This window comes from Amycolatopsis sp. WGS_07 (assembly GCF_045278895.1).
GTDB lineage: Bacteria > Actinomycetota > Actinomycetes > Mycobacteriales > Pseudonocardiaceae > Amycolatopsis.
Genome location: NZ_CP136053.1, coordinates 3,603,925 through 3,620,205 on the forward strand (window position 1 = coordinate 3,603,925; position 16,281 = coordinate 3,620,205).

28 protein-coding genes and 2 pseudogenes are annotated in these 16,281 nt (G+C 67.5%); 29 read left to right on the forward strand and 1 reads right to left on the reverse strand.

All coding sequences use genetic code 11. The features are described from left to right. Positions 1-21 precede the first annotated feature (21 nt). From rplV to RPX00_RS17310, 29 genes and pseudogenes are all read left to right on the forward strand, one after another. Positions 22-435, forward strand: coding sequence for a 50S ribosomal protein L22 (rplV, locus tag RPX00_RS17170; protein WP_037360236.1), 414 nt, complete (start codon positions 22-24; stop codon positions 433-435). Then, a pseudogene (gene rpsC / locus RPX00_RS17175) lies at positions 435-1,276 on the forward strand (30S ribosomal protein S3). Before rplV ends, rpsC begins: the two are co-directional and overlap by 1 nt. A 3-nt stretch (positions 1,277-1,279) precedes the next feature. Next, complete coding sequence (gene rplP, locus RPX00_RS17180) at positions 1,280-1,696, forward strand: 50S ribosomal protein L16 (protein WP_009072313.1); 417 nt, start codon at positions 1,280-1,282, stop codon at positions 1,694-1,696. After that, positions 1,696-1,941: a 50S ribosomal protein L29 gene (gene rpmC, locus RPX00_RS17185; protein ID WP_009072314.1), complete on the forward strand. Its 246-nt coding sequence runs from the start codon at positions 1,696-1,698 to the stop codon at positions 1,939-1,941. Before rplP ends, rpmC begins: the two co-directional genes overlap by 1 nt. Continuing rightward, the gene (gene rpsQ / locus RPX00_RS17190) at positions 1,938-2,216 is read left to right on the forward strand and encodes a 30S ribosomal protein S17 (RefSeq protein WP_067583685.1); all 279 of its coding nucleotides are present in this window, start codon (positions 1,938-1,940) and stop codon (positions 2,214-2,216) included. Before rpmC ends, rpsQ begins: the two co-directional genes overlap by 4 nt. Positions 2,217-2,291: 75 nt before the next feature. After that, positions 2,292-2,660: a 50S ribosomal protein L14 gene (gene rplN / locus RPX00_RS17195; protein WP_004558867.1), complete on the forward strand. Its 369-nt coding sequence runs from the start codon at positions 2,292-2,294 to the stop codon at positions 2,658-2,660. After that, positions 2,660-2,974 carry a 50S ribosomal protein L24 gene (gene rplX / locus RPX00_RS17200; protein WP_009072317.1) on the forward strand — a complete coding sequence of 105 codons (315 nt, stop codon included), beginning with the start codon at positions 2,660-2,662 and terminating at the stop codon, positions 2,972-2,974. Before rplN ends, rplX begins: the two co-directional genes overlap by 1 nt. Position 2,975: 1 nt before the next feature. Continuing rightward, positions 2,976-3,539 carry a 50S ribosomal protein L5 gene (rplE, locus tag RPX00_RS17205; RefSeq protein ID WP_406640560.1) on the forward strand — a complete coding sequence of 188 codons (564 nt, stop codon included), beginning with the start codon at positions 2,976-2,978 and terminating at the stop codon, positions 3,537-3,539. A gap of 4 nt (positions 3,540-3,543) precedes the next feature. Then, positions 3,544-3,729 (forward strand): type Z 30S ribosomal protein S14, encoded by a 186-nt coding sequence (locus tag RPX00_RS17210; RefSeq protein WP_020662790.1) that lies wholly within the window; start codon positions 3,544-3,546, stop codon positions 3,727-3,729. Positions 3,730-3,835: 106 nt separating this feature from the next. Further along, the gene (rpsH, locus tag RPX00_RS17215; protein ID WP_020662789.1) at positions 3,836-4,234 is read left to right on the forward strand and encodes a 30S ribosomal protein S8; all 399 of its coding nucleotides are present in this window, start codon (positions 3,836-3,838) and stop codon (positions 4,232-4,234) included. A 16-nt stretch (positions 4,235-4,250) separates the two neighbouring features. Further along, positions 4,251-4,790, forward strand: a complete 540-nt coding sequence (gene rplF, locus RPX00_RS17220; RefSeq protein ID WP_406640562.1) for a 50S ribosomal protein L6 — start codon at positions 4,251-4,253, stop codon at positions 4,788-4,790. Continuing rightward, positions 4,790-5,191, forward strand: coding sequence for a 50S ribosomal protein L18 (rplR, locus tag RPX00_RS17225; protein WP_037712274.1), 402 nt, complete (start codon positions 4,790-4,792; stop codon positions 5,189-5,191). The genes rplF and rplR overlap by 1 nt, the downstream gene beginning before the upstream one ends. Before the next feature lie 31 nt (positions 5,192-5,222). Further along, a complete protein-coding gene (gene rpsE / locus RPX00_RS17230; protein WP_009072328.1) occupies positions 5,223-5,864 on the forward strand; it encodes a 30S ribosomal protein S5 in 642 nt (213 codons plus the stop codon). Between the two features lies 1 nt (position 5,865). Beyond that, positions 5,866-6,051, forward strand: a complete 186-nt coding sequence (rpmD, locus tag RPX00_RS17235; RefSeq protein ID WP_004558875.1) for a 50S ribosomal protein L30 — start codon at positions 5,866-5,868, stop codon at positions 6,049-6,051. Further along, on the forward strand, positions 6,048-6,494 hold the full coding sequence (rplO, locus tag RPX00_RS17240) for a 50S ribosomal protein L15 (RefSeq protein WP_009072329.1): 447 nt from the start codon (positions 6,048-6,050) through the stop codon (positions 6,492-6,494). Before rpmD ends, rplO begins: the two co-directional genes overlap by 4 nt. A 561-nt stretch (positions 6,495-7,055) precedes the next feature. Next, positions 7,056-8,363: a preprotein translocase subunit SecY gene (gene secY, locus RPX00_RS17245; RefSeq protein ID WP_406640565.1), complete on the forward strand. Its 1,308-nt coding sequence runs from the start codon at positions 7,056-7,058 to the stop codon at positions 8,361-8,363. Further along, entirely contained in the window at positions 8,360-8,914 is a 555-nt protein-coding gene (locus RPX00_RS17250; protein ID WP_406640567.1) for an adenylate kinase, read from the forward strand. Before secY ends, RPX00_RS17250 begins: the two co-directional genes overlap by 4 nt. 44 nt (positions 8,915-8,958) lie before the next feature. Beyond that, positions 8,959-9,735 carry a type I methionyl aminopeptidase gene (map, locus tag RPX00_RS17255; protein ID WP_406642959.1) on the forward strand — a complete coding sequence of 259 codons (777 nt, stop codon included), beginning with the start codon at positions 8,959-8,961 and terminating at the stop codon, positions 9,733-9,735. A 229-nt stretch (positions 9,736-9,964) separates the two neighbouring features. Next, a pseudogene (infA, locus tag RPX00_RS17260) lies at positions 9,965-10,187 on the forward strand (translation initiation factor IF-1). Between the two features lie 37 nt (positions 10,188-10,224). Then, entirely contained in the window at positions 10,225-10,338 is a 114-nt protein-coding gene (gene rpmJ / locus RPX00_RS17265; protein ID WP_004558882.1) for a 50S ribosomal protein L36, read from the forward strand. Positions 10,339-10,535: 197 nt separating this feature from the next. After that, positions 10,536-10,916, forward strand: coding sequence for a 30S ribosomal protein S13 (gene rpsM, locus RPX00_RS17270; RefSeq protein WP_009072337.1), 381 nt, complete (start codon positions 10,536-10,538; stop codon positions 10,914-10,916). Continuing rightward, complete coding sequence (locus RPX00_RS17275; RefSeq protein WP_009072338.1) at positions 10,913-11,098, forward strand: hypothetical protein; 186 nt, start codon at positions 10,913-10,915, stop codon at positions 11,096-11,098. Before rpsM ends, RPX00_RS17275 begins: the two co-directional genes overlap by 4 nt. A gap of 18 nt (positions 11,099-11,116) precedes the next feature. Continuing rightward, the gene (gene rpsK / locus RPX00_RS17280; RefSeq protein ID WP_009072340.1) at positions 11,117-11,521 is read left to right on the forward strand and encodes a 30S ribosomal protein S11; all 405 of its coding nucleotides are present in this window, start codon (positions 11,117-11,119) and stop codon (positions 11,519-11,521) included. A 23-nt stretch (positions 11,522-11,544) separates the two neighbouring features. Further along, a complete protein-coding gene (rpsD, locus tag RPX00_RS17285; protein WP_406640570.1) occupies positions 11,545-12,150 on the forward strand; it encodes a 30S ribosomal protein S4 in 606 nt (201 codons plus the stop codon). A gap of 106 nt (positions 12,151-12,256) precedes the next feature. Next, complete coding sequence (locus tag RPX00_RS17290; RefSeq protein ID WP_009072342.1) at positions 12,257-13,330, forward strand: DNA-directed RNA polymerase subunit alpha; 1,074 nt, start codon at positions 12,257-12,259, stop codon at positions 13,328-13,330. Positions 13,331-13,372: 42 nt separating this feature from the next. Beyond that, positions 13,373-13,918 (forward strand): 50S ribosomal protein L17, encoded by a 546-nt coding sequence (rplQ, locus tag RPX00_RS17295; protein WP_406640572.1) that lies wholly within the window; start codon positions 13,373-13,375, stop codon positions 13,916-13,918. A 73-nt stretch (positions 13,919-13,991) separates the two neighbouring features. Further along, the gene (gene truA / locus RPX00_RS17300) at positions 13,992-14,828 is read left to right on the forward strand and encodes a tRNA pseudouridine(38-40) synthase TruA (RefSeq protein ID WP_406640574.1); all 837 of its coding nucleotides are present in this window, start codon (positions 13,992-13,994) and stop codon (positions 14,826-14,828) included. A gap of 57 nt (positions 14,829-14,885) precedes the next feature. Next, a complete protein-coding gene (locus tag RPX00_RS17305; RefSeq protein WP_406640576.1) occupies positions 14,886-15,089 on the forward strand; it encodes a CopG family transcriptional regulator in 204 nt (67 codons plus the stop codon). After that, entirely contained in the window at positions 15,086-15,511 is a 426-nt protein-coding gene (locus tag RPX00_RS17310) for a type II toxin-antitoxin system death-on-curing family toxin (RefSeq protein WP_406640578.1), read from the forward strand. The genes RPX00_RS17305 and RPX00_RS17310 overlap by 4 nt, the downstream gene beginning before the upstream one ends. Before the next feature lie 50 nt (positions 15,512-15,561). On the opposite strand, the gene RPX00_RS17315 is transcribed toward RPX00_RS17310, so the two are convergent. Next, positions 15,562-16,281, reverse strand: a complete 720-nt coding sequence (locus RPX00_RS17315; RefSeq protein WP_406640580.1) for a hypothetical protein — start codon at positions 16,279-16,281, stop codon at positions 15,562-15,564.

Genomic DNA, 16,281 nt, shown 5'->3' on the forward strand with positions numbered 1-16,281 from the left:
AGAGAAAGTTAAGGGAAGCAGATGAACGCCCAGTCAAACGCCACGGCCGCAGCCGAAGAGCTGCCCTCGGCCGTCGCGCGGGCTCGTTTCGTCCGGGACTCGCCGATGAAGGTGCGCCGGGTGATCGAGCTCGTCAAGGGTCGTAGCGTCAGCGAGGCCTTGGCCGTCCTCCGGTTCGCGCCGCAGGCGGCCAGCACGCCGCTCGCGAAGGTCATCGCCAGCGCGGCGGCCAACGCCGAGAACAACCTCCAGCTGGACCCGGAGACGCTCTGGATCAAGTCCGCGACCGCCGACGAGGGCCCGACCCTCAAGCGCATCCGTCCGCGTGCCCAGGGCCGTGCGTACCGGATCCGCAAGCGCACCAGCCACATCACCGTGGTGGTCGAGTCGCGGCCTGCGGAGAAGAAGAGCAACAAGAAGGCAGGTGGCCGGTAGTGGGCCAGAAGATCAACCCGCACGGCTTCCGCCTGGGTATCACCACTGACTGGAAGTCGCGCTGGTACGCCGACAAGCAGTACGCGGAGTACGTGGCCGAGGACGTCAAGATCCGCAAGCTGCTCTCCACCGGCATGGAGCGCGCCGGCATCTCCAAGGTCGAGATCGAGCGCACCCGTGACCGCGTCCGCGTCGACATCCACACCGCCCGGCCGGGCATCGTCATCGGCCGCCGCGGCGCGGAGGCCGACCGGATCCGCGGCGCGCTGGAGAAGCTGACCAAGAAGCAGGTCCAGCTGAACATCCTCGAGGTGAAGAACCCCGAGGCCGACGCGCAGCTGGTCGCCCAGGGTGTCGCGGAGCAGCTGAGCAACCGCGTGGCGTTCCGCCGCGCGATGCGCAAGGCGATCCAGACCTCCATGCGCTCGCCGCAGGTCAAGGGCATCCGTGTGCAGTGCGGCGGCCGTCTCGGCGGTGCCGAGATGTCCCGCTCCGAGCACTACCGCGACGGCCGGGTCCCGCTGCACACGCTGCGCGCCGACATCGACTACGGCTTCTTCGAGGCCAAGACGACGTTCGGCCGCATCGGCGTGAAGGTGTGGATCTACAAGGGCGAGCTGGTCGGCGGCCTGAAGGCCCGCGAGGCGCGCGACGCCGCCGCGGCCGCCGAGCGGGCCCCCGCCGCGACCGTGGCGACCGGCCGTCCCGCCCGCGCCGTTCCGGCGCGTCGGGCACGACCCCGACCTCGACCGAGGCCGGCCGCGCCGCAGCCGCTGCGAAGACCGACACGGCTGAGGCGGCGGCCCCGGCCGCTGAGACCGCAGAAAAGACGGAGGGCTGAGACGTGCTCATCCCGCGCAGGGTCAAGCACCGCAAGCAGCACTCCCCGAAGCGCCACGGCGCCGCCAAGGGCGGTACCAAGGTCAACTTCGGCGAGTACGGCATCCAGGCGCTTGAGCACAGCTACGTGACGAACCGGCAGATCGAGTCCGCTCGTATCGCCATGACCCGTCACATCAAGCGCGGCGGCAAGGTGTGGACCACGATCTACCCGGACCGCCCGCTGACCAAGAAGCCGGCGGAAACCCGCATGGGTTCCGGTAAGGGTTCGCCCGAGTGGTGGATCGCCAACGTGAAGCCGGGCCGCGTGATGTTCGAGATCAGCTTCCCGAACGAGGAGACCGCCCGCGAGGCGCTCCGCCGCGCGATCCACAAGCTGCCCATGAAGTGCCGCATCGTGACCCGGGAAGGTGAGTTCTGATGGCTAACGGAGCCGCACAGGCATCCGAGCTGCGTGAGCTCACCGCCGAAGAGCTCGTGCTGCGTCTGAAGGAATACAAGGAGGAGCTGTTCAACCTCCGCTTCCAGATGGCGACCGGGCAGCTGGACAACAACCGTCGGCTGCGCACCGTCCGCACGGACATCGCGCGGATCTACACGGTCATGCGCGAGCGCGAGCTCGGCCTGTCCGTGGCGCCCGACGCCGAAAGTGAAGGTGCCGCATGAGCGAGGCTGCCACCGAGAAGACCGTCCGGAACTACCGCAAGGTCCGCGAGGGTTACGTCGTCTCGGACAAGATGGACAAGACGATCGTGGTCGAGCTCGAGGACCGCAAGAAGCACCCGCGCTACTCGAAGGTTCTCCGCAGCACCACCAAGGTCAAGGTGCACGACGAGAACAACGAGGCGGGCGTGGGCGACCGGGTCACGCTGATGGAGACCCGGCCGCTGTCGGCGACCAAGCGCTGGCGTCTGGTGCAGGTCGTGGAGAAGGCCAAGTAAGCAGGGCTCCTCGGAGTCCTTGGTTCCGCAAGGCTCGCCGGAAGGCGAGAACCAGCGCGACATACAGGAGTTGACGTGATCCAGCAGGAGTCGCGGCTTCGGGTTGCCGACAACACGGGCGCGAAGGAAATCCTTTGCATCCGCGTTCTCGGCGGGTCCGGGCGGCGCTACGCCGGCATCGGCGACATCATCGTCGCCACCGTGAAGGACGCCATCCCGGCCGCCGGGGTGAAGAAGGGCGATGTCGTCAAGGCCGTCATCGTCCGCACGGTCAAGGAGCGCCGTCGTCCGGACGGTTCCTACATCCGGTTCGACGAGAACGCCGCCGTGCTCATCAAGAACGACAACGAGCCCCGGGGCACCCGCATCTTCGGCCCGGTGGGCCGCGAGCTGCGCGACCGAAAGTTCATGAAGATCATTTCGCTCGCGCCGGAGGTGCTGTGATGAAGGTGAAGAAGGGCGACACCGTCGTCGTTATCGCCGGCAAGGACAAGGGCGCCAAGGGCAAGGTCATCCAGGCCTACCCGGACCGCGAGCGCGTTCTGGTCGAGGGGGTCAACCGGATCAAGAAGCACACCCGGATCACCCAGACCCAGCGCGGCGCGCAGTCCGGCGGCATCGTGACCCAGGAAGCGCCCATCCACGTCTCGAACGTGATGGTCGTGGACTCGGACGGCAAGCCGACCCGGGTGGGCTACCGCATCGGCGAGGACGGCAAGAAGGTCCGGGTCTCGCGCCGGAACGGCAAGGACATCTGACATGACCACCGCAGAGAAGATCGTGCCGCGTCTGAAGACCCGGTACCGCGAAGAGATCAAGGGCGAACTCCAGAAGGAGTTCTCCATCCCCAACGTGCACCAGATTCCCGGCGTCACCAAGATCGTCGTGAACATGGGTGTCGGGGACGCCGCCCGGGACAGCAAGCTGATCGACGGCGCGGTCCGCGACCTCGCCCTGATCACCGGGCAGAAGCCGGAAATCCGCAAGGCCCGCAAGTCGATCGCGCAGTTCAAGCTGCGCGAGGGCCAGCCGATCGGCGCGCGCGTCACGCTGCGCGGCGACCGGATGTGGGAGTTCCTCGACCGGCTGCTGACCATCGCGCTGCCCCGTATCCGCGACTTCCGCGGCCTTTCGCCCAAGCAGTTCGACGGCAACGGCAACTACACGTTCGGTCTCAACGAGCAGTCGATGTTCCACGAGATCAACCCGGACGACATCGACCGCCCCCGTGGCATGGACGTCACCGTCGTCACGACCGCCACCACCGACGACGAGGGCCGGGCGCTGCTGCGCAAGCTCGGTTTCCCGTTCAAGGAGAACTGAGCCGATGGCCAAGAAAGCGCTAGTCAGCAAGGCTTCGAAGAAGCCGAAGTTCGCGGTGCGCGCCTACACCCGGTGCAACCGGTGCGGGCGTCCGCACTCGGTGTACCGCAAGTTCGGCCTGTGCCGGATCTGCCTCCGGGAGATGGCGCACGCGGGCGAACTGCCCGGTGTCCACAAGTCCAGCTGGTAAGGCTCGAAACTCTATTCCCAGTTCGCCACAGGCCCCGCCGACCCGGCCGGAGACCTCTCCGGCCGGGCGAGGCGGGGAACCAGGCGAGAAAGGTTGACAGGTCACCATGACGATGACCGACCCGATCGCAGACTTCTTGACCCGTCTGCGCAACGCGAACTCGGCGTACCACGACGAGGTCGTGCTTCCGCACTCGAAGATCAAGGCGAACATCGCCGAGATCCTCAAGCGCGAGGGCTACATCGCGAGCTACCGCGACGAGCCGGGCGAGAAGCACAAGAACCTGGTCGTCGAGCTGAAGTACGGCCCCAACCGCGAGCGGAGCATCGCCGGCCTTCGCCGCGTCTCCAAGCCGGGTCTGCGGGTCTACGCAAAATCGACCGAACTGCCGTCCGTGCTGGGTGGCCTCGGCGTCGCGATCATCTCGACGTCCGGCGGCCTGCAGACCGACCGGCAGGCCAAGCGCAACAACGTGGGCGGCGAAGTCCTCGCCTACGTCTGGTAAGGAAGGGGGCACAGACATGTCACGCATCGGAAAGCTGCCGGTCGCCGTCCCCTCCGGGGTCGAGGTGACCATCGACGGCCAGCACGTCAAGGTCAAGGGGCCGAAGGGCACCCTGGAGCACACCGTCGCCGAGCCGATCATCGTCGAGCGCGGCGAGGACGGCGCGCTCCTGGTGAAGCGCCCTGACGACGAGCGCACGAGCCGGGCTCTGCACGGTCTCACCCGCACGCTGGTCAACAACCTCGTCGTCGGCGTGACCGCCGGCTACGAGAAGAAGCTCGAAATCCACGGCGTCGGTTACCGCGTGCAGGCCAAGGGCTCGGACCTCGAGTTCGCCCTCGGCTACAGCCACCCGGTCAAGATCGAGGCTCCGGAAGGCATCACCTTCAAGGTGGAGTCGCCGACCCGGTTCTCGGTGTCCGGCATCGACAAGCAGAAGGTCGGCCAGACCGCCGCGGTCATCCGCAAGCTGCGCCGCCCGGACCCGTACAAGGGCAAGGGCCTGCGCTACGAGGGTGAGAAGATCCGCCGCAAGGTCGGAAAGACGGGTAAGTGATGAGCGACACGACTACCACGAAGCGCAAGCCGGTCGGCAAGGACATCTCGACCCGCCGCCGCGTCGCCAAGGCCCGTCGGCACTTCCGCCTCCGCAAGAAGATCAGCGGCACGCCGGTGCGTCCGCGCATGGTCGTCAAGCGGTCCTCGCGGCACATCACCGTGCAGGTGATCGACGACCTCGCCGGTCACACGCTGGCGTCGGCGTCCACCCTCGAGTCGGACCTGCGGTCCTTCGAGGGCGACAAGAAGGCCAAGGCGGCCAAGGTCGGCGAACTGGTCGCTTCGCGCGCCAAGGACGCCGGCATCGAAGCCGTGGTGTTCGACCGTGGCGGCAACGCCTACCACGGCCGCATCGCCGCGCTCGCCGACGCCGCCCGCGAGGCGGGGTTGAAGTTCTGATGCACATGCTCGTGAATGGAAGGAAAGCCTGATGCCGGGACGTACACGGCAATTCGGCGGCGGCCAGGGCGGACCGGGTCAGGGCGGCAACGACCGCGGTGACCGTCGGGACCGCCGCGACCGGCGCGACGGCGGCCGTGGCGGGGCGGCCCAGGACAAGACCCCGCACCTTGAGAAGGTCGTGACGATCAACCGCGTCGCCAAGGTCGTCAAGGGCGGTCGTCGCTTCAGCTTCACCGCCCTGGTGGTCGTCGGCGACGGCGACGGTCAGGTCGGCGTCGGCTACGGCAAGGCCAAGGAAGTTCCCGCGGCCATCGCCAAGGGCGTCGAGGAAGCGAAGAAGAACTTCTTCCGCGTTCCGCGCGTCGCCGGCACCATTCCGCACCCGATCCAGGGTGAGGAAGCCGCCGGGGTCGTGCTGCTCCGTCCCGCCTCCGCCGGTACCGGTGTCATCGCCGGTGGCCCGGTGCGCGCGGTGCTGGAGTGCGCGGGCGTCCACGACGTGCTGTCGAAGTCGCTCGGCTCCGACAACGCCATCAACATCGTGCACGCGACGGTGGCGGCCCTGAAGGGTCTGCAGCGTCCGGAGGAGGTGGCCGCTCGCCGCGGTCTGCCGCTCGAGGACGTCGCCCCGGCCCGGATGCTGCGCCAGCGTGCCGGCCAGGGGGTCTGACATGGCTCAGCTCAAGGTCACTCAGGTCAAGAGCAAGATCGGCACGAAGCACGCTCACCGCGAGTCGCTGCGCACCCTCGGGCTGCGCAAGATCCGCCAGAGCGTCGTGCGTGAGGACACCCCCCAGGTGCGCGGCCTGATCCACACCGTCCGCCACCTGGTGGAGGTCGAGGAGGTCCAGGCATGACCGCCATCAAGATCCACCACCTTCGTCCGGCTCCTGGCGCCAAGCGCGACAAGATCCGCGTCGGCCGTGGTGAGGGTTCGAAGGGCAAGACGGCGGGTCGCGGCACGAAGGGCACCAAGGCCCGGAAGAACGTGCCCGCCGGGTTCGAGGGTGGGCAGATGCCCATCCACATGCGGCTGCCGAAGCTGCGTGGGTTCAAGAACCGGTTCCGCACCGAGTACCAGCCGGTGAACGTGGGCGACATCGCCCGCGTGTTCGCCGACGGTGGCAAGGTCGGTCCGGAGGAGCTGGCCGCCAACGGGCTGGTGCGCAAGGGCAAGCTGGTGAAGGTTCTCGGGAACGGGGACCTGAACGGGGTCAAGCTCGAGCTGACCGCGCACGCGTTCTCTGGCTCCGCCAAGGAGAAGATCGAGGCTGCTGGTGGTTCGGCCACCGTTAGCTGATCTGGTTTCGTGATTCGGGCCCGCCTGGTTTCGACTAGGCGGGCCCGTTTCGTTTGTTGCGGCTCGTCGCCTGGCGGCGACATTGCTGTGGTGAGTGCGTGGGGCACCCCGAAGCCCGAGTGTGCTGACGGTTCGGGGGTGCTTGTCAAGGCGGGAAAGATGCCTTGACAAGCACCCCCGAACCGCAGGGAGGCTTCGTATCGGGGTGCGGGGGAGGGGCTGGGTGCCTCGATTGTTGGGTGCATCGGTTGGTGTTTGCTGCTGTTTTTCCGTGCTGTTGCGCCAAAGCCCGCCTAAAGGTGCGGGCCGAACAGGTGATCATCTGTGCTCCGAGCGGCCCTACCTGCGGCTCTGTGGCGCCGTGCGGGCTCGTGCTGAGACGTAAAACGCACACGCGCTGCGGGCGGCTCATGCGAAGCTGTTAGAGTCGGCGGCACGCTTCCGGGCCTGTTTGCCCTGAAGCGTTCCTGGCTTGCCAGTGAGTCAGACATCCCGCCGGTCTCGTACCGGCCAAGCCGATCGTCGGTTGGGACGACCGACGACGCCGAGGAGGTCCCCCGCGTGCTCAGCGCATTCCGCTCGGCTCTCGCGACGCCGGATCTACGCAAGAAGATCCTGTTCACGCTAGCCATCGTCGCGGTCTACCGGATCGGTGCAACCATCCCGGCTCCGGGGGTCTCGTTCGCCGCCGTGCAGGCCTGTACCGCACAGGCCGACCAGCAGGGCGTGTACCAGCTGCTCAACCTCTTCAGCGGCGGCGCGCTGCTGCAGCTGTCGCTGTTCGCGACGGGCATCATGCCCTACATCACCGCGAGCATCATCATCCAGCTGCTCACCGTGGTCATCCCGCGGTTCGAGGAGCTGAAGAAGGAAGGCCAGTCCGGCCAGAACAAGCTGACCCAGTACACCCGGTACCTCACGATCGCGCTGGCGATCCTGCAGGCCACCGGCGTGGTCGCGCTGGCCGACCGCGGCACCCTGTTCCAGGGCTGCTCGCAGCCGATCATCCCGGACAACAGCATCTACTCGCTGACGCTGATCGTGGTCACCATGACCGCCGGCACCGCGGTGATGATGTGGCTGGGCGAGCTGATCACCGAGCGCGGCGTCGGCAACGGCATGTCGGTGCTGATCTTCCTGAACATCGCGGCCCGCATCCCGGCCGAGGGCGCCAACATCATCAGCAACGGCGGCGGCGTCGCGCTGGTCGTCGTTCTCGCGTTCGGCCTGGTGATCATCGCCAGCGTCATCTTCGTCGAGCAGGGCCAGCGCCGGATCCCGGTGCAGTACGCCAAGCGCATGGTCGGCCGCCGGATGTACGGCGGCACCTCGACTTACCTGCCGATCAAGGTGAACCAGGCCGGTGTCATCCCGGTCATCTTCGCCTCGTCGCTGCTGTACCTGCCACAGCTGCTCAGCCAGCTGATCGGCGACCCGAACAGCAACGCCGGCTGGCAGGCGTTCATTCAGAACTACCTGGTCAACCAGAGCAGCTGGGTGCACATCCTGCTCTACTTCCTGTTGATCATCTTCTTCACCTACTTCTACATCACGATCACGTTCAACGTGGACGAGCGTGCGGAAGAGATGAAGAAGTTCGGCGGCTTCATCCCTGGCATCCGGCCCGGGCGCCCGACCGCCGAGTACCTCAGCTTCGTGCTGGGCCGGATCACTCTCCCCGGCTCGCTGTACCTGGGCATCATCGCGATCCTCCCGAACTTCTTCCTGTCCCTCACCGGCAGCGGGAACAACCAGAACTTCCCGTTCGGTGGCACGGCTGTGCTGATCATGGTGGGTGTCGGGCTCGACACCGTTAAGCAGATCGAAAGCCAGCTGATGCAGCGCAACTACGAAGGGTTCTTGAAGTGACGCGACTGGTTCTCGTCGGACCGCCCGGCGCGGGCAAAGGCACGCAGGCGGTTGCCCTGTCCGAGCAGCTGCGGATCCCGCACATCTCGACGGGCGACCTGTTCCGGGCGCACGTGGGCCAGGAGACGCCGCTCGGCCAGGAGGCCAAGCGCTACCTGGACTCGGGCGAGCTGGTCCCCGACTCGGTGACCAACGAGATGGTCCGCGAGCGGCTGGCCGAACCGGACGCCAAGGCTGGCTTCCTGCTCGACGGGTTCCCGCGCAACACCAAGCAGGCCGAGGTTCTCGGCGAGATGCTGAGCGAGGCCGACACCAAGCTCGACGCGGTCATCCAGCTCGACGTGGCCGAGGACGTCGTCGTCGGCAGGCTCATGTCGCGTGGCCGCGCGGACGACACCGAAGACGTCATCCGCCGTCGCCAGCAGGTGTACGTGTCGGAGACCGCGCCGCTGCTCGAGTACTACGCCGACATCCTGGTGAAGGTCGACGGCGTCGGCGACGTGCAGGAGATCTCGGACCGCGTGCTGAGAGCGCTGCGCGACCGCACGTGAATCTCGGAGGATTGCGTGTTCTGCAAGTGCTCCGCCGCGGGCGCATGATCGAGGTCAAGACGCGCGGCGAGCTGGAGGCCATGCGGGCGGCCGGTCTCGTCGTCGCCCGCACCCTGGCCGCCGTGCGCGAACGCGCGCGGGCCGGGGTCAGCACGGCCGAACTCGACGAACTGGCCGAGCAGACGATCCGCGACGCCGGCGCGGTGCCCTCGTTCAAGGGCTACCACGGGTTCCCGGCCTCGATCTGCGCGTCGGTGAACGAGCAGATCGTGCACGGCATCCCGTCGAGCAAGCAGGTGCTCGCCGAGGGCGACCTGATCTCGGTCGACTGCGGTGCGATCCTCGACGGCTGGCACGGCGATTCCGCGGTGACGCTGGAGATCGGCGAGGTCAGCAAGAAGGACCGCGAGCTGTCCGCCGCCACCGAACGCGCGATGTGGGCCGGCATCGAGGCCGTTCGCGCGGGCTCCCGGCTCACCGACATCTCGTTCGCGGTGCAGACCGCCGCCGAGAAGGCGGGCCGGGAAGACGGCCGCGAGTACGGGATGATCCTCGAGTACGGCGGCCACGGCATCGGCCGCCAGATGCACATGGAGCCGTTCCTGCCCAACGTCGGCAAGCCCGGCAAGGGCCCCCGGCTCAAGCCCGGCATGGCGCTCGCGGTCGAGCCCATGCTGACCGGCGGCAGCGGCGAAACCCTCGAACTGGACGACGGCTGGACGGTCGTCACCATCGACGGTTCGCGCGCCGCGCACTGGGAGCACACCGTCGCCATCACCGAGGACGGTCCCTGGGTGCTCACCCTGCCCGAAGAGTCCTGAGCGGCCACTCACACGGGTCTACTTCCACCCCGGTCGACGGGGTACTGCACGGGTTGCGTACACTGTCAAGTCGGCGCGCTCATGCGCCGGTTCCAGCATGCTCGTGAATTCTCGCGAACCTCATGGACCCGGGGCCGAGTGTGGCCGAGCACCACCCAGTAAGCAAGGACTCGAGCTCAAAACCGATCACGCTGTGCACATCAAGCGTGCATCAGGGATTGCGGAGGACATGGCTAAGAAAGACGGGGCCATCGAGGTCAGAAGGCCGCGTGGTCGAGCCGCTCCCCAACGCGATGTTCCGCGTCGAGTTGGAGAACGGCCACAAGGTCCTGGCACACATCAGCGGCAAGATGCGGCAGCACTACATCCGCATCCTGCCGGAGGACAGGGTTGTCGTGGAGCTGTCGCCCTACGACCTCTCCCGTGGTCGCATCGTCTACCGCTACAAGTGATCACGCCAGAGCCGAGCAGAGCAGGAAGCAGGAAGACGTGAAGGTCCAGCCGAGCGTCAAGAAGATCTGCGACAAGTGCAAGGTGATCCGCCGTCACGGCCGGATCATGGTGATCTGCGAGAACCTGCGTCACAAGCAGCGTCAGGGCTGAGAACCGCACTGCAGCAGGCCGCTTGACGGCTAACCCACCCTCCCCGTACCTGCCGGGCCGTGAAAACGGCCCGGCGCACCCCGGACTTCAGGCCGGGGCCGGGACACCCGGGGCGCAAGCCACGGGCACGACAGGCGAGTCGGTTCCGGAACCGGACGGGGAGCAGACCTGAAGACGAACTCGAAAAAGGAGCACCAGTGGCACGACTCGCTGGCGTCGACCTCCCCCGCGAGAAGCGGTTGGAGATCGCGCTGACTTACATCTACGGGATCGGCCGTACCCGCTCGAAGCAGATGATCGCGGCTGCGGAGCTGAACGCCGACACCCGCGTCAAGGACCTCAGCGACGAGGATCTCGTCAAGCTGAAGGACTACATCGACGAAAACTTCAAGGTCGAGGGTGACCTTCGCCGTGAGGTGAACGCCGACATCCGGCGCAAGATCGAGATCGGGACCTACCAGGGTCTGCGCTGGCGTCGTGGTCTGCCGGTCCGCGGTCAGCGGACCAAGACCAACGCCCGCACCCGCAAGGGCCCGAAGAAGACGGTCGCCGGCAAGAAGAAGGCTGGCAAGAAGTGAGCACCCAGGGCAAGAAGGTCGTTCGCATGGGCGGTTCCGTCCGGCGCTCCACGGCTTGTGTCTCGCCCAAGGCGCTCTACGCCCGCCCGATGGCGCTGCGGAACCTCTACACCGACGCCGGATCCATCATCCGGCGCGGCCAGCAGGAAGCCGTCGCCGCTCACCAAGAGAACGCGCGTTAACAGGAGAACCCTCAGAACATGCCACCCAAGAGCCGCACTGCGGGGGCCAAGAAGGTCCGCCGCAAGGAAAAGAAGAACGTCGCGCACGGTCACGCGCACATCAAGAGCACCTTCAACAACACCATCGTCTCCATCACGGACCCGACCGGCGCCGTGATCGCGTGGGCCTCGAGCGGCCACGTGGGCTTCAAGGGCTCGCGCAAGTCGACTCCGTTCGCCGCGCAGATGGCCGCCGAGAACGCCGCCCGCAAGGCGGCCGAGCACGGCATGAAGAAGGTCGACGTTTTCGTGAAGGGCCCGGGTTCGGGCCGCGAGACGGCGATCCGCTCGCTGCAGGCGGCCGGCCTCGAGGTCGGCACCATCCAGGACGTGACCCCGCAGCCTCACAACGGCTGCCGCCCGCCCAAGCGGCGCCGGGTCTGAGGAACGGGGAGGAGTACTAAGAAATGGCTCGTTACACCGGCCCCGCGACGCGTATTTCGCGTCGCCTCAAGGTTGACCTCATCGGCGGCGACCAGGCGTTTGAGCGTCGCCCCTACCCGCCGGGCCAGCACGGCCGCGGGCGCATCAAGGAGTCCGAGTACCTCCTGCAGTCGCAGGAGAAGCAGAAGGCTCGCTACACCTACGGCGTTCTCGAGCGCCAGTTCGTCCGGTACTACAAGGAAGCCGTCCGGCGTCCTGGCAAGACCGGTGAGAACCTGCTGCAGATCCTCGAGTCCCGGCTGGACAACGTGATCTACCGCGCCGGCATCGCCCGCACCCGCCGTCAGGCGCGGCAGCTGGTGAGCCACGGCCACTTCCTGGTCAACGGCGTCAAGGTCAACGTGCCGTCCTACCAGGTCACCAAGTGGGACATCATCGACGTCAAGCCGAAGTCGGCGGGCACCCTCCCGTTCGTCGCGGCGAAGGAAGCCTTCGGCGAGCGTCCGGTTCCGGCGTGGCTGCAGGTCGTCCCGTCGACTCTCCGCGTGCTGGTCCACCAGCTCCCGGAGCGTGCGCAGATCGACGTTCCGGTTCAGGAACAGCTGATCGTCGAGCTTTACTCGAAGTAACCGGTCTCTGCGACTGGTTACGGGGCGGCGGCGTCCACAGTGCGCCGCCGCCACGCCATCCCTTCGACGTCATATGGCGGGCGTCGTCTGGAAAGGAAACTAAGAAATGCTGATTTCCCAGCGGCCGGCTCTCGGCGAAGAGACGGTCAACGAGACCCGCTCCCGGTTCACCATCGAACCGCTGGAGCCCGGCTTCGGCTACACGCTCGGCAACTCGCTGCGGCGCACGCTGCTGTCGTCCATCCCGGGCGCGGCCGTGACGAGCATCCGCATCGACGGCGTGCTGCACGAATTCACCACCGTTCCCGGGGTGAAGGAAGACGTCACCGACATCATCCTGAACCTGAAGGAACTGGTCGTGTCCTCGGAAGAGGACGAGCCGGTCACCATGTACCTGCGCAAGCAGGGCCCCGGTGAGGTCACGGCTGCCGACATCGTGCCGCCCGCGGGCGTCACCGTGCACAACCCGGATCTGCACATCGCGTCGCTGAACGGCAAGGGCAAGCTCGAGATCGAGCTGGTCGTCGAGCGCGGCCGCGGTTACGTTCCGGCCCTGCAGAACAAGCAGGCGGGCGCGGAGATCGGCCGGATCCCGGTCGACTCGATCTACTCGCCGGTGCTGAAGGTGACCTACAAGGTCGAGGCCACCCGTGTCGAGCAGCGCACCGACTTCGACAAGCTGATCCTGGACGTCGAGACCAAGCCGTCGATCACCGCGCGCGACGCGGTCGCTTCGGCGGGCAAGACGCTGGTGGAGCTGTTCGGTCTCGCTCGCGAGCTGAACGTCGACGCCGAGGGCATCGAGATCGGCCCGTCGCCGCAGGAGGCGGACACCATCGCCGCCTACGCGATGCCGATCGAGGACCTGGACCTCACCGTCCGGTCGTACAACTGCCTGAAGCGCGAAGGCATCCACACCGTTGGCGAGCTGGTCTCGCGCAGCGAGGCGGACCTTCTCGACATCCGCAACTTCGGCGCCAAGTCGATCGACGAGGTCAAGCTGAAGCTCGTCGGCCTCGGCCTCGCGCTGAAGGACAGCCCGCCCGGGTTCGACCCGTCCGCGGCTGCCACCAGCTACGACGGCGAGGGCTGGTCGGAAGGGGTCGCCGGCATCGGCGGCGGGATTTCGGACGACGGCCACGACGATGGCCAGGACTACGCAGAGACCGAGCAGCTCTGAGGCCTCGTGCCCGGACGCTGTGAGCTGAACTAGGAGAAAGTCATGCCCACCCCTACCAAGGGAGCCCGGCTCGGCGGGTCTGCCGCGCACGAGCGGCTGATCCTGGCCAACCTGGCCACTCAGCTGTTCGAGCACGGCAAGATCACGACGACCGAGGCTAAGGCCAAGCGGGTCCGCCCGCTGGCCGAGAAGCTGATCACCAAGGCGAAGCGGGGCGACCTGCACAACCGTCGCCTGGTGCAGAAGGTCGTCCGGGACAAGGACGTCGTGCACAAGCTGTTCGCCGAGATCGGCCCGCACTTCGCGGAGCGCGCCGGCGGTTACACCCGCATCACCAAGACGATGCCGCGCAAGGGCGACAACGCCGCCATGGCCGTCATCGAACTGGTCGCGGAGAAGACCGTGACGTCCGAGGCCGAGCGGGCCCGCAAGACCAAGTTCGCCAAGGACGAGGTCGCCGCCGCTCCGGTCGCCGAGGAAGCCGCTGAGGCCCCCGCCGCGACCGAAGAGGCTCCCGCCGCCGAGGAGACCGCTCCGGCCGCCGACGAGGCCGCTGCTTCGGACGACGCCGACGCCAAGAAGGACTGAAGTCCTGCCGGCACTGTCTACACCGGACGAGCCCGCCGCTCCCCACGGGGAGGGCGGGCTCGTTCGTCTGCGCTTGGACGTGAGCTACGACGGCACGGACTTCTCCGGCTGGGCCCGCCAGCCCGGCCGGCGCACCGTGCAAGCCGAACTGGAGCAGGCGCTGCAGCGTCAGCCGCCGGGGGAGTCGGTGCCGAAGTCCGTGGTCGTCGCGGGCCGCACGGACGCCGGAGTGCATGCCACCGGACAGGTCGTGCACGTCGACGTGGTCCCGTTCGCGCCGGGTGCACCGGGCCGGATTCCGGTGGACGAACGAGGAATCCCAGACCTGACACGAATGCGCGGCCGCTGGAACAAGCTTCTGCCCGCCGACGCGCGGGTTCTTCAGGCCCGGGTAGCCCCGGACGGGTTCGACGCCCGGTTCTCGGCCATCCGGCGGCACTACCGTTACCGGGTCTCAGATGCCCCGTGGGGCGTAGACCCGTTGCGCCGCAACGACACTCTGGCTTGGGGCCGTCCACTGTCGACAGAGCGGATGAACGCTGCCGCCGAGGAATTGTTGGGGCTGCAGGACTTCGCGGCGTATTGCAAACAGCGCGAGGGCGGCACGACGATCCGCGAACTGCAGCGTCTGGAGTGGACTCGGATCGACGAGCATCTGCTGGAAGTCCAGGTGAGCGCGGACGCGTTTTGCCATTCGATGGTCCGCAGCCTGGTCGGGGTATTGCTGCTCGTAGGGGACGGGCGGCGCGGAACCGGCTGGCCCGGCGAGGTCCTGGCGAGCGGCTCGCGGGAGAGCGCGGTCGCTCCGGCACACGGCCTGACGCTGACGGCGGTGGATTACCCGCCGGACGAGCTGCTGGCCGCGCGAGCGGAGCAGACTCGGAATGTGCGGTCGTCGACCGAGCTGTAGCCGGGATCAGCCGAAAGAGCAGGCCACTTCTGATACCAGAGTGGTATCATCATCGTCATGGCGATGACTTTGCGGTTGAACGACGAGCAAGAGCGTGCGCTCGCGTTGCTTGCCGAGGCGGACGGGGTGAGCAAGCACGAAGCGGTGGTGCGGGCGATCGCGGACGCCGCGGCCCGCCGGGTCCGGGACGAGCGGGTTCGCGACCTTTCCAGCGAGGGCCGTTCCCGCTACGCCGCCCTGCTTGATCGCCTGGCGCAGTGAAGATCGAATACCTGACGCTCGACGATCTGCTCGCGCTGTCCGCCGACCTCCGGGTGCCCGGGGTGCGTGACCTCGGCTTGCTCGACGCGGCGGCGCATCGGCCGCAATCGTCGTTGATGGGGCAGGACGCTTATCCCAGCCCGCACGAGAAAGCCGCGGTGCTGCTGGAATCCATCGTCCGGAATCACCCGCTGATCGACGGGAACAAACGCCTTGGCTGGATGGCGGTGTTCGTGTTCTACGGGCTGAACGGCTTCGACCTGGACGCGCCGGAGGACGAGGCGTACGACCTGGTGATCGCGACCTCGACCGGGACTGTGCCGTATCAGTCCGTGGCCGAGCGGTTGGCGAAGTGGTCTCACGTCGTGATCGCGCCGCCGAATCCGCAGGTGCTCAGCGACGCCGAGCACCGAAAACGGTGAAGGCCTCCTCGCGGGAAATCCGCAAGGAGGCCTTCACCATTTGACCGTTTTCAGTCGCCCCGGCGAACCGGCCCGAGCAGCTGCTGCTCCTTCTGCGTCGTAACCAGCCGCAGCGGACGCCACAGGTTCGTGCCCAGCGCCACGACCTGGTCGTCTTTCAGCGTGGTCAGCTGGCGCATCATCTGCGGCGGCAGCCGCCAGATCCGGGCCGCCAGTTCGGCCTGTCCGGCGGGCAACCGCTGCATCAGCACGAGGTCCGCGGCGTTCGCCGTGGTGCCGGCCTGCGGGTGCAGGTACGGCAGGACGTACACCGTCGTCTGCCACGGCGACCGCGGCGGGAACAGGTCCTGCGGGGTCGGGCCGCCGTCGGTCACCACCAGCAGCGGGGCGTCCTCGGACGGGCGCGGCAGCTCGACCGGCGACAACCGGCGGATCTGCACCAGCGGCGACGGCCGTCCGTCGCGGCTTCCGGCCGCCTGCTGCAGCACCTGCCACGCCGCGGGACGTCCGGTGGCCACGACGACCCAGGCACCGGTCGCCATGGCGCGCATCGCGACCTGACGGGCCAGGTAGAGGCCGCCGACGAGCACAATGCGGGTCGGTTGCGAACGCAGCGCGGAGACGGTCAGCGGCTCGCCCTTGAGGCCGGAACCGAGGACAACGCCGCCGCGGTCGCCGGACGGGCTGATCGCGTCGAGCATGGCCGGGTCGACCGTGAACTCCGGGGCGACGCCCGCGTTCTGCCCCGCGTCACGTACGCGAGCACTCAT

Bases quoted from the DNA above. Each gene is read 5' to 3' on its own strand.
- rplV (WP_037360236.1), top strand. From the start codon at position 22: ATGAACGCCCAGTCAAACGCCACGGCCGCAGCCGAAGAGCTGCCCTCG.
- rpmC (WP_009072314.1), top strand. From the start codon at position 1,696: ATGGCTAACGGAGCCGCACAGGCATCCGAGCTGCGTGAGCTCACCGCC.
- rpsQ (WP_067583685.1), top strand. From the start codon at position 1,938: ATGAGCGAGGCTGCCACCGAGAAGACCGTCCGGAACTACCGCAAGGTC.
- rplX (WP_009072317.1), top strand. From the start codon at position 2,660: ATGAAGGTGAAGAAGGGCGACACCGTCGTCGTTATCGCCGGCAAGGAC.
- rplE (WP_406640560.1), top strand. From the start codon at position 2,976: ATGACCACCGCAGAGAAGATCGTGCCGCGTCTGAAGACCCGGTACCGC.
- RPX00_RS17210 (WP_020662790.1), top strand. From the start codon at position 3,544: ATGGCCAAGAAAGCGCTAGTCAGCAAGGCTTCGAAGAAGCCGAAGTTC.
- rpsH (WP_020662789.1), top strand. From the start codon at position 3,836: ATGACGATGACCGACCCGATCGCAGACTTCTTGACCCGTCTGCGCAAC.
- rplF (WP_406640562.1), top strand. From the start codon at position 4,251: ATGTCACGCATCGGAAAGCTGCCGGTCGCCGTCCCCTCCGGGGTCGAG.
- rplR (WP_037712274.1), top strand. From the start codon at position 4,790: ATGAGCGACACGACTACCACGAAGCGCAAGCCGGTCGGCAAGGACATC.
- rpsE (WP_009072328.1), top strand. From the start codon at position 5,223: ATGCCGGGACGTACACGGCAATTCGGCGGCGGCCAGGGCGGACCGGGT.
- rpmD (WP_004558875.1), top strand. From the start codon at position 5,866: ATGGCTCAGCTCAAGGTCACTCAGGTCAAGAGCAAGATCGGCACGAAG.
- rplO (WP_009072329.1), top strand. From the start codon at position 6,048: ATGACCGCCATCAAGATCCACCACCTTCGTCCGGCTCCTGGCGCCAAG.
- map (WP_406642959.1), top strand. From the start codon at position 8,959: ATGATCGAGGTCAAGACGCGCGGCGAGCTGGAGGCCATGCGGGCGGCC.
- rpsK (WP_009072340.1), top strand. From the start codon at position 11,117: ATGCCACCCAAGAGCCGCACTGCGGGGGCCAAGAAGGTCCGCCGCAAG.
- rpsD (WP_406640570.1), top strand. From the start codon at position 11,545: ATGGCTCGTTACACCGGCCCCGCGACGCGTATTTCGCGTCGCCTCAAG.
- RPX00_RS17290 (WP_009072342.1), top strand. From the start codon at position 12,257: ATGCTGATTTCCCAGCGGCCGGCTCTCGGCGAAGAGACGGTCAACGAG.
- rplQ (WP_406640572.1), top strand. From the start codon at position 13,373: ATGCCCACCCCTACCAAGGGAGCCCGGCTCGGCGGGTCTGCCGCGCAC.
- RPX00_RS17305 (WP_406640576.1), top strand. From the start codon at position 14,886: ATGGCGATGACTTTGCGGTTGAACGACGAGCAAGAGCGTGCGCTCGCG.
- RPX00_RS17315 (WP_406640580.1), bottom strand. From the start codon at position 16,281: ATGAGTGCTCGCGTACGTGACGCGGGGCAGAACGCGGGCGTCGCCCCG.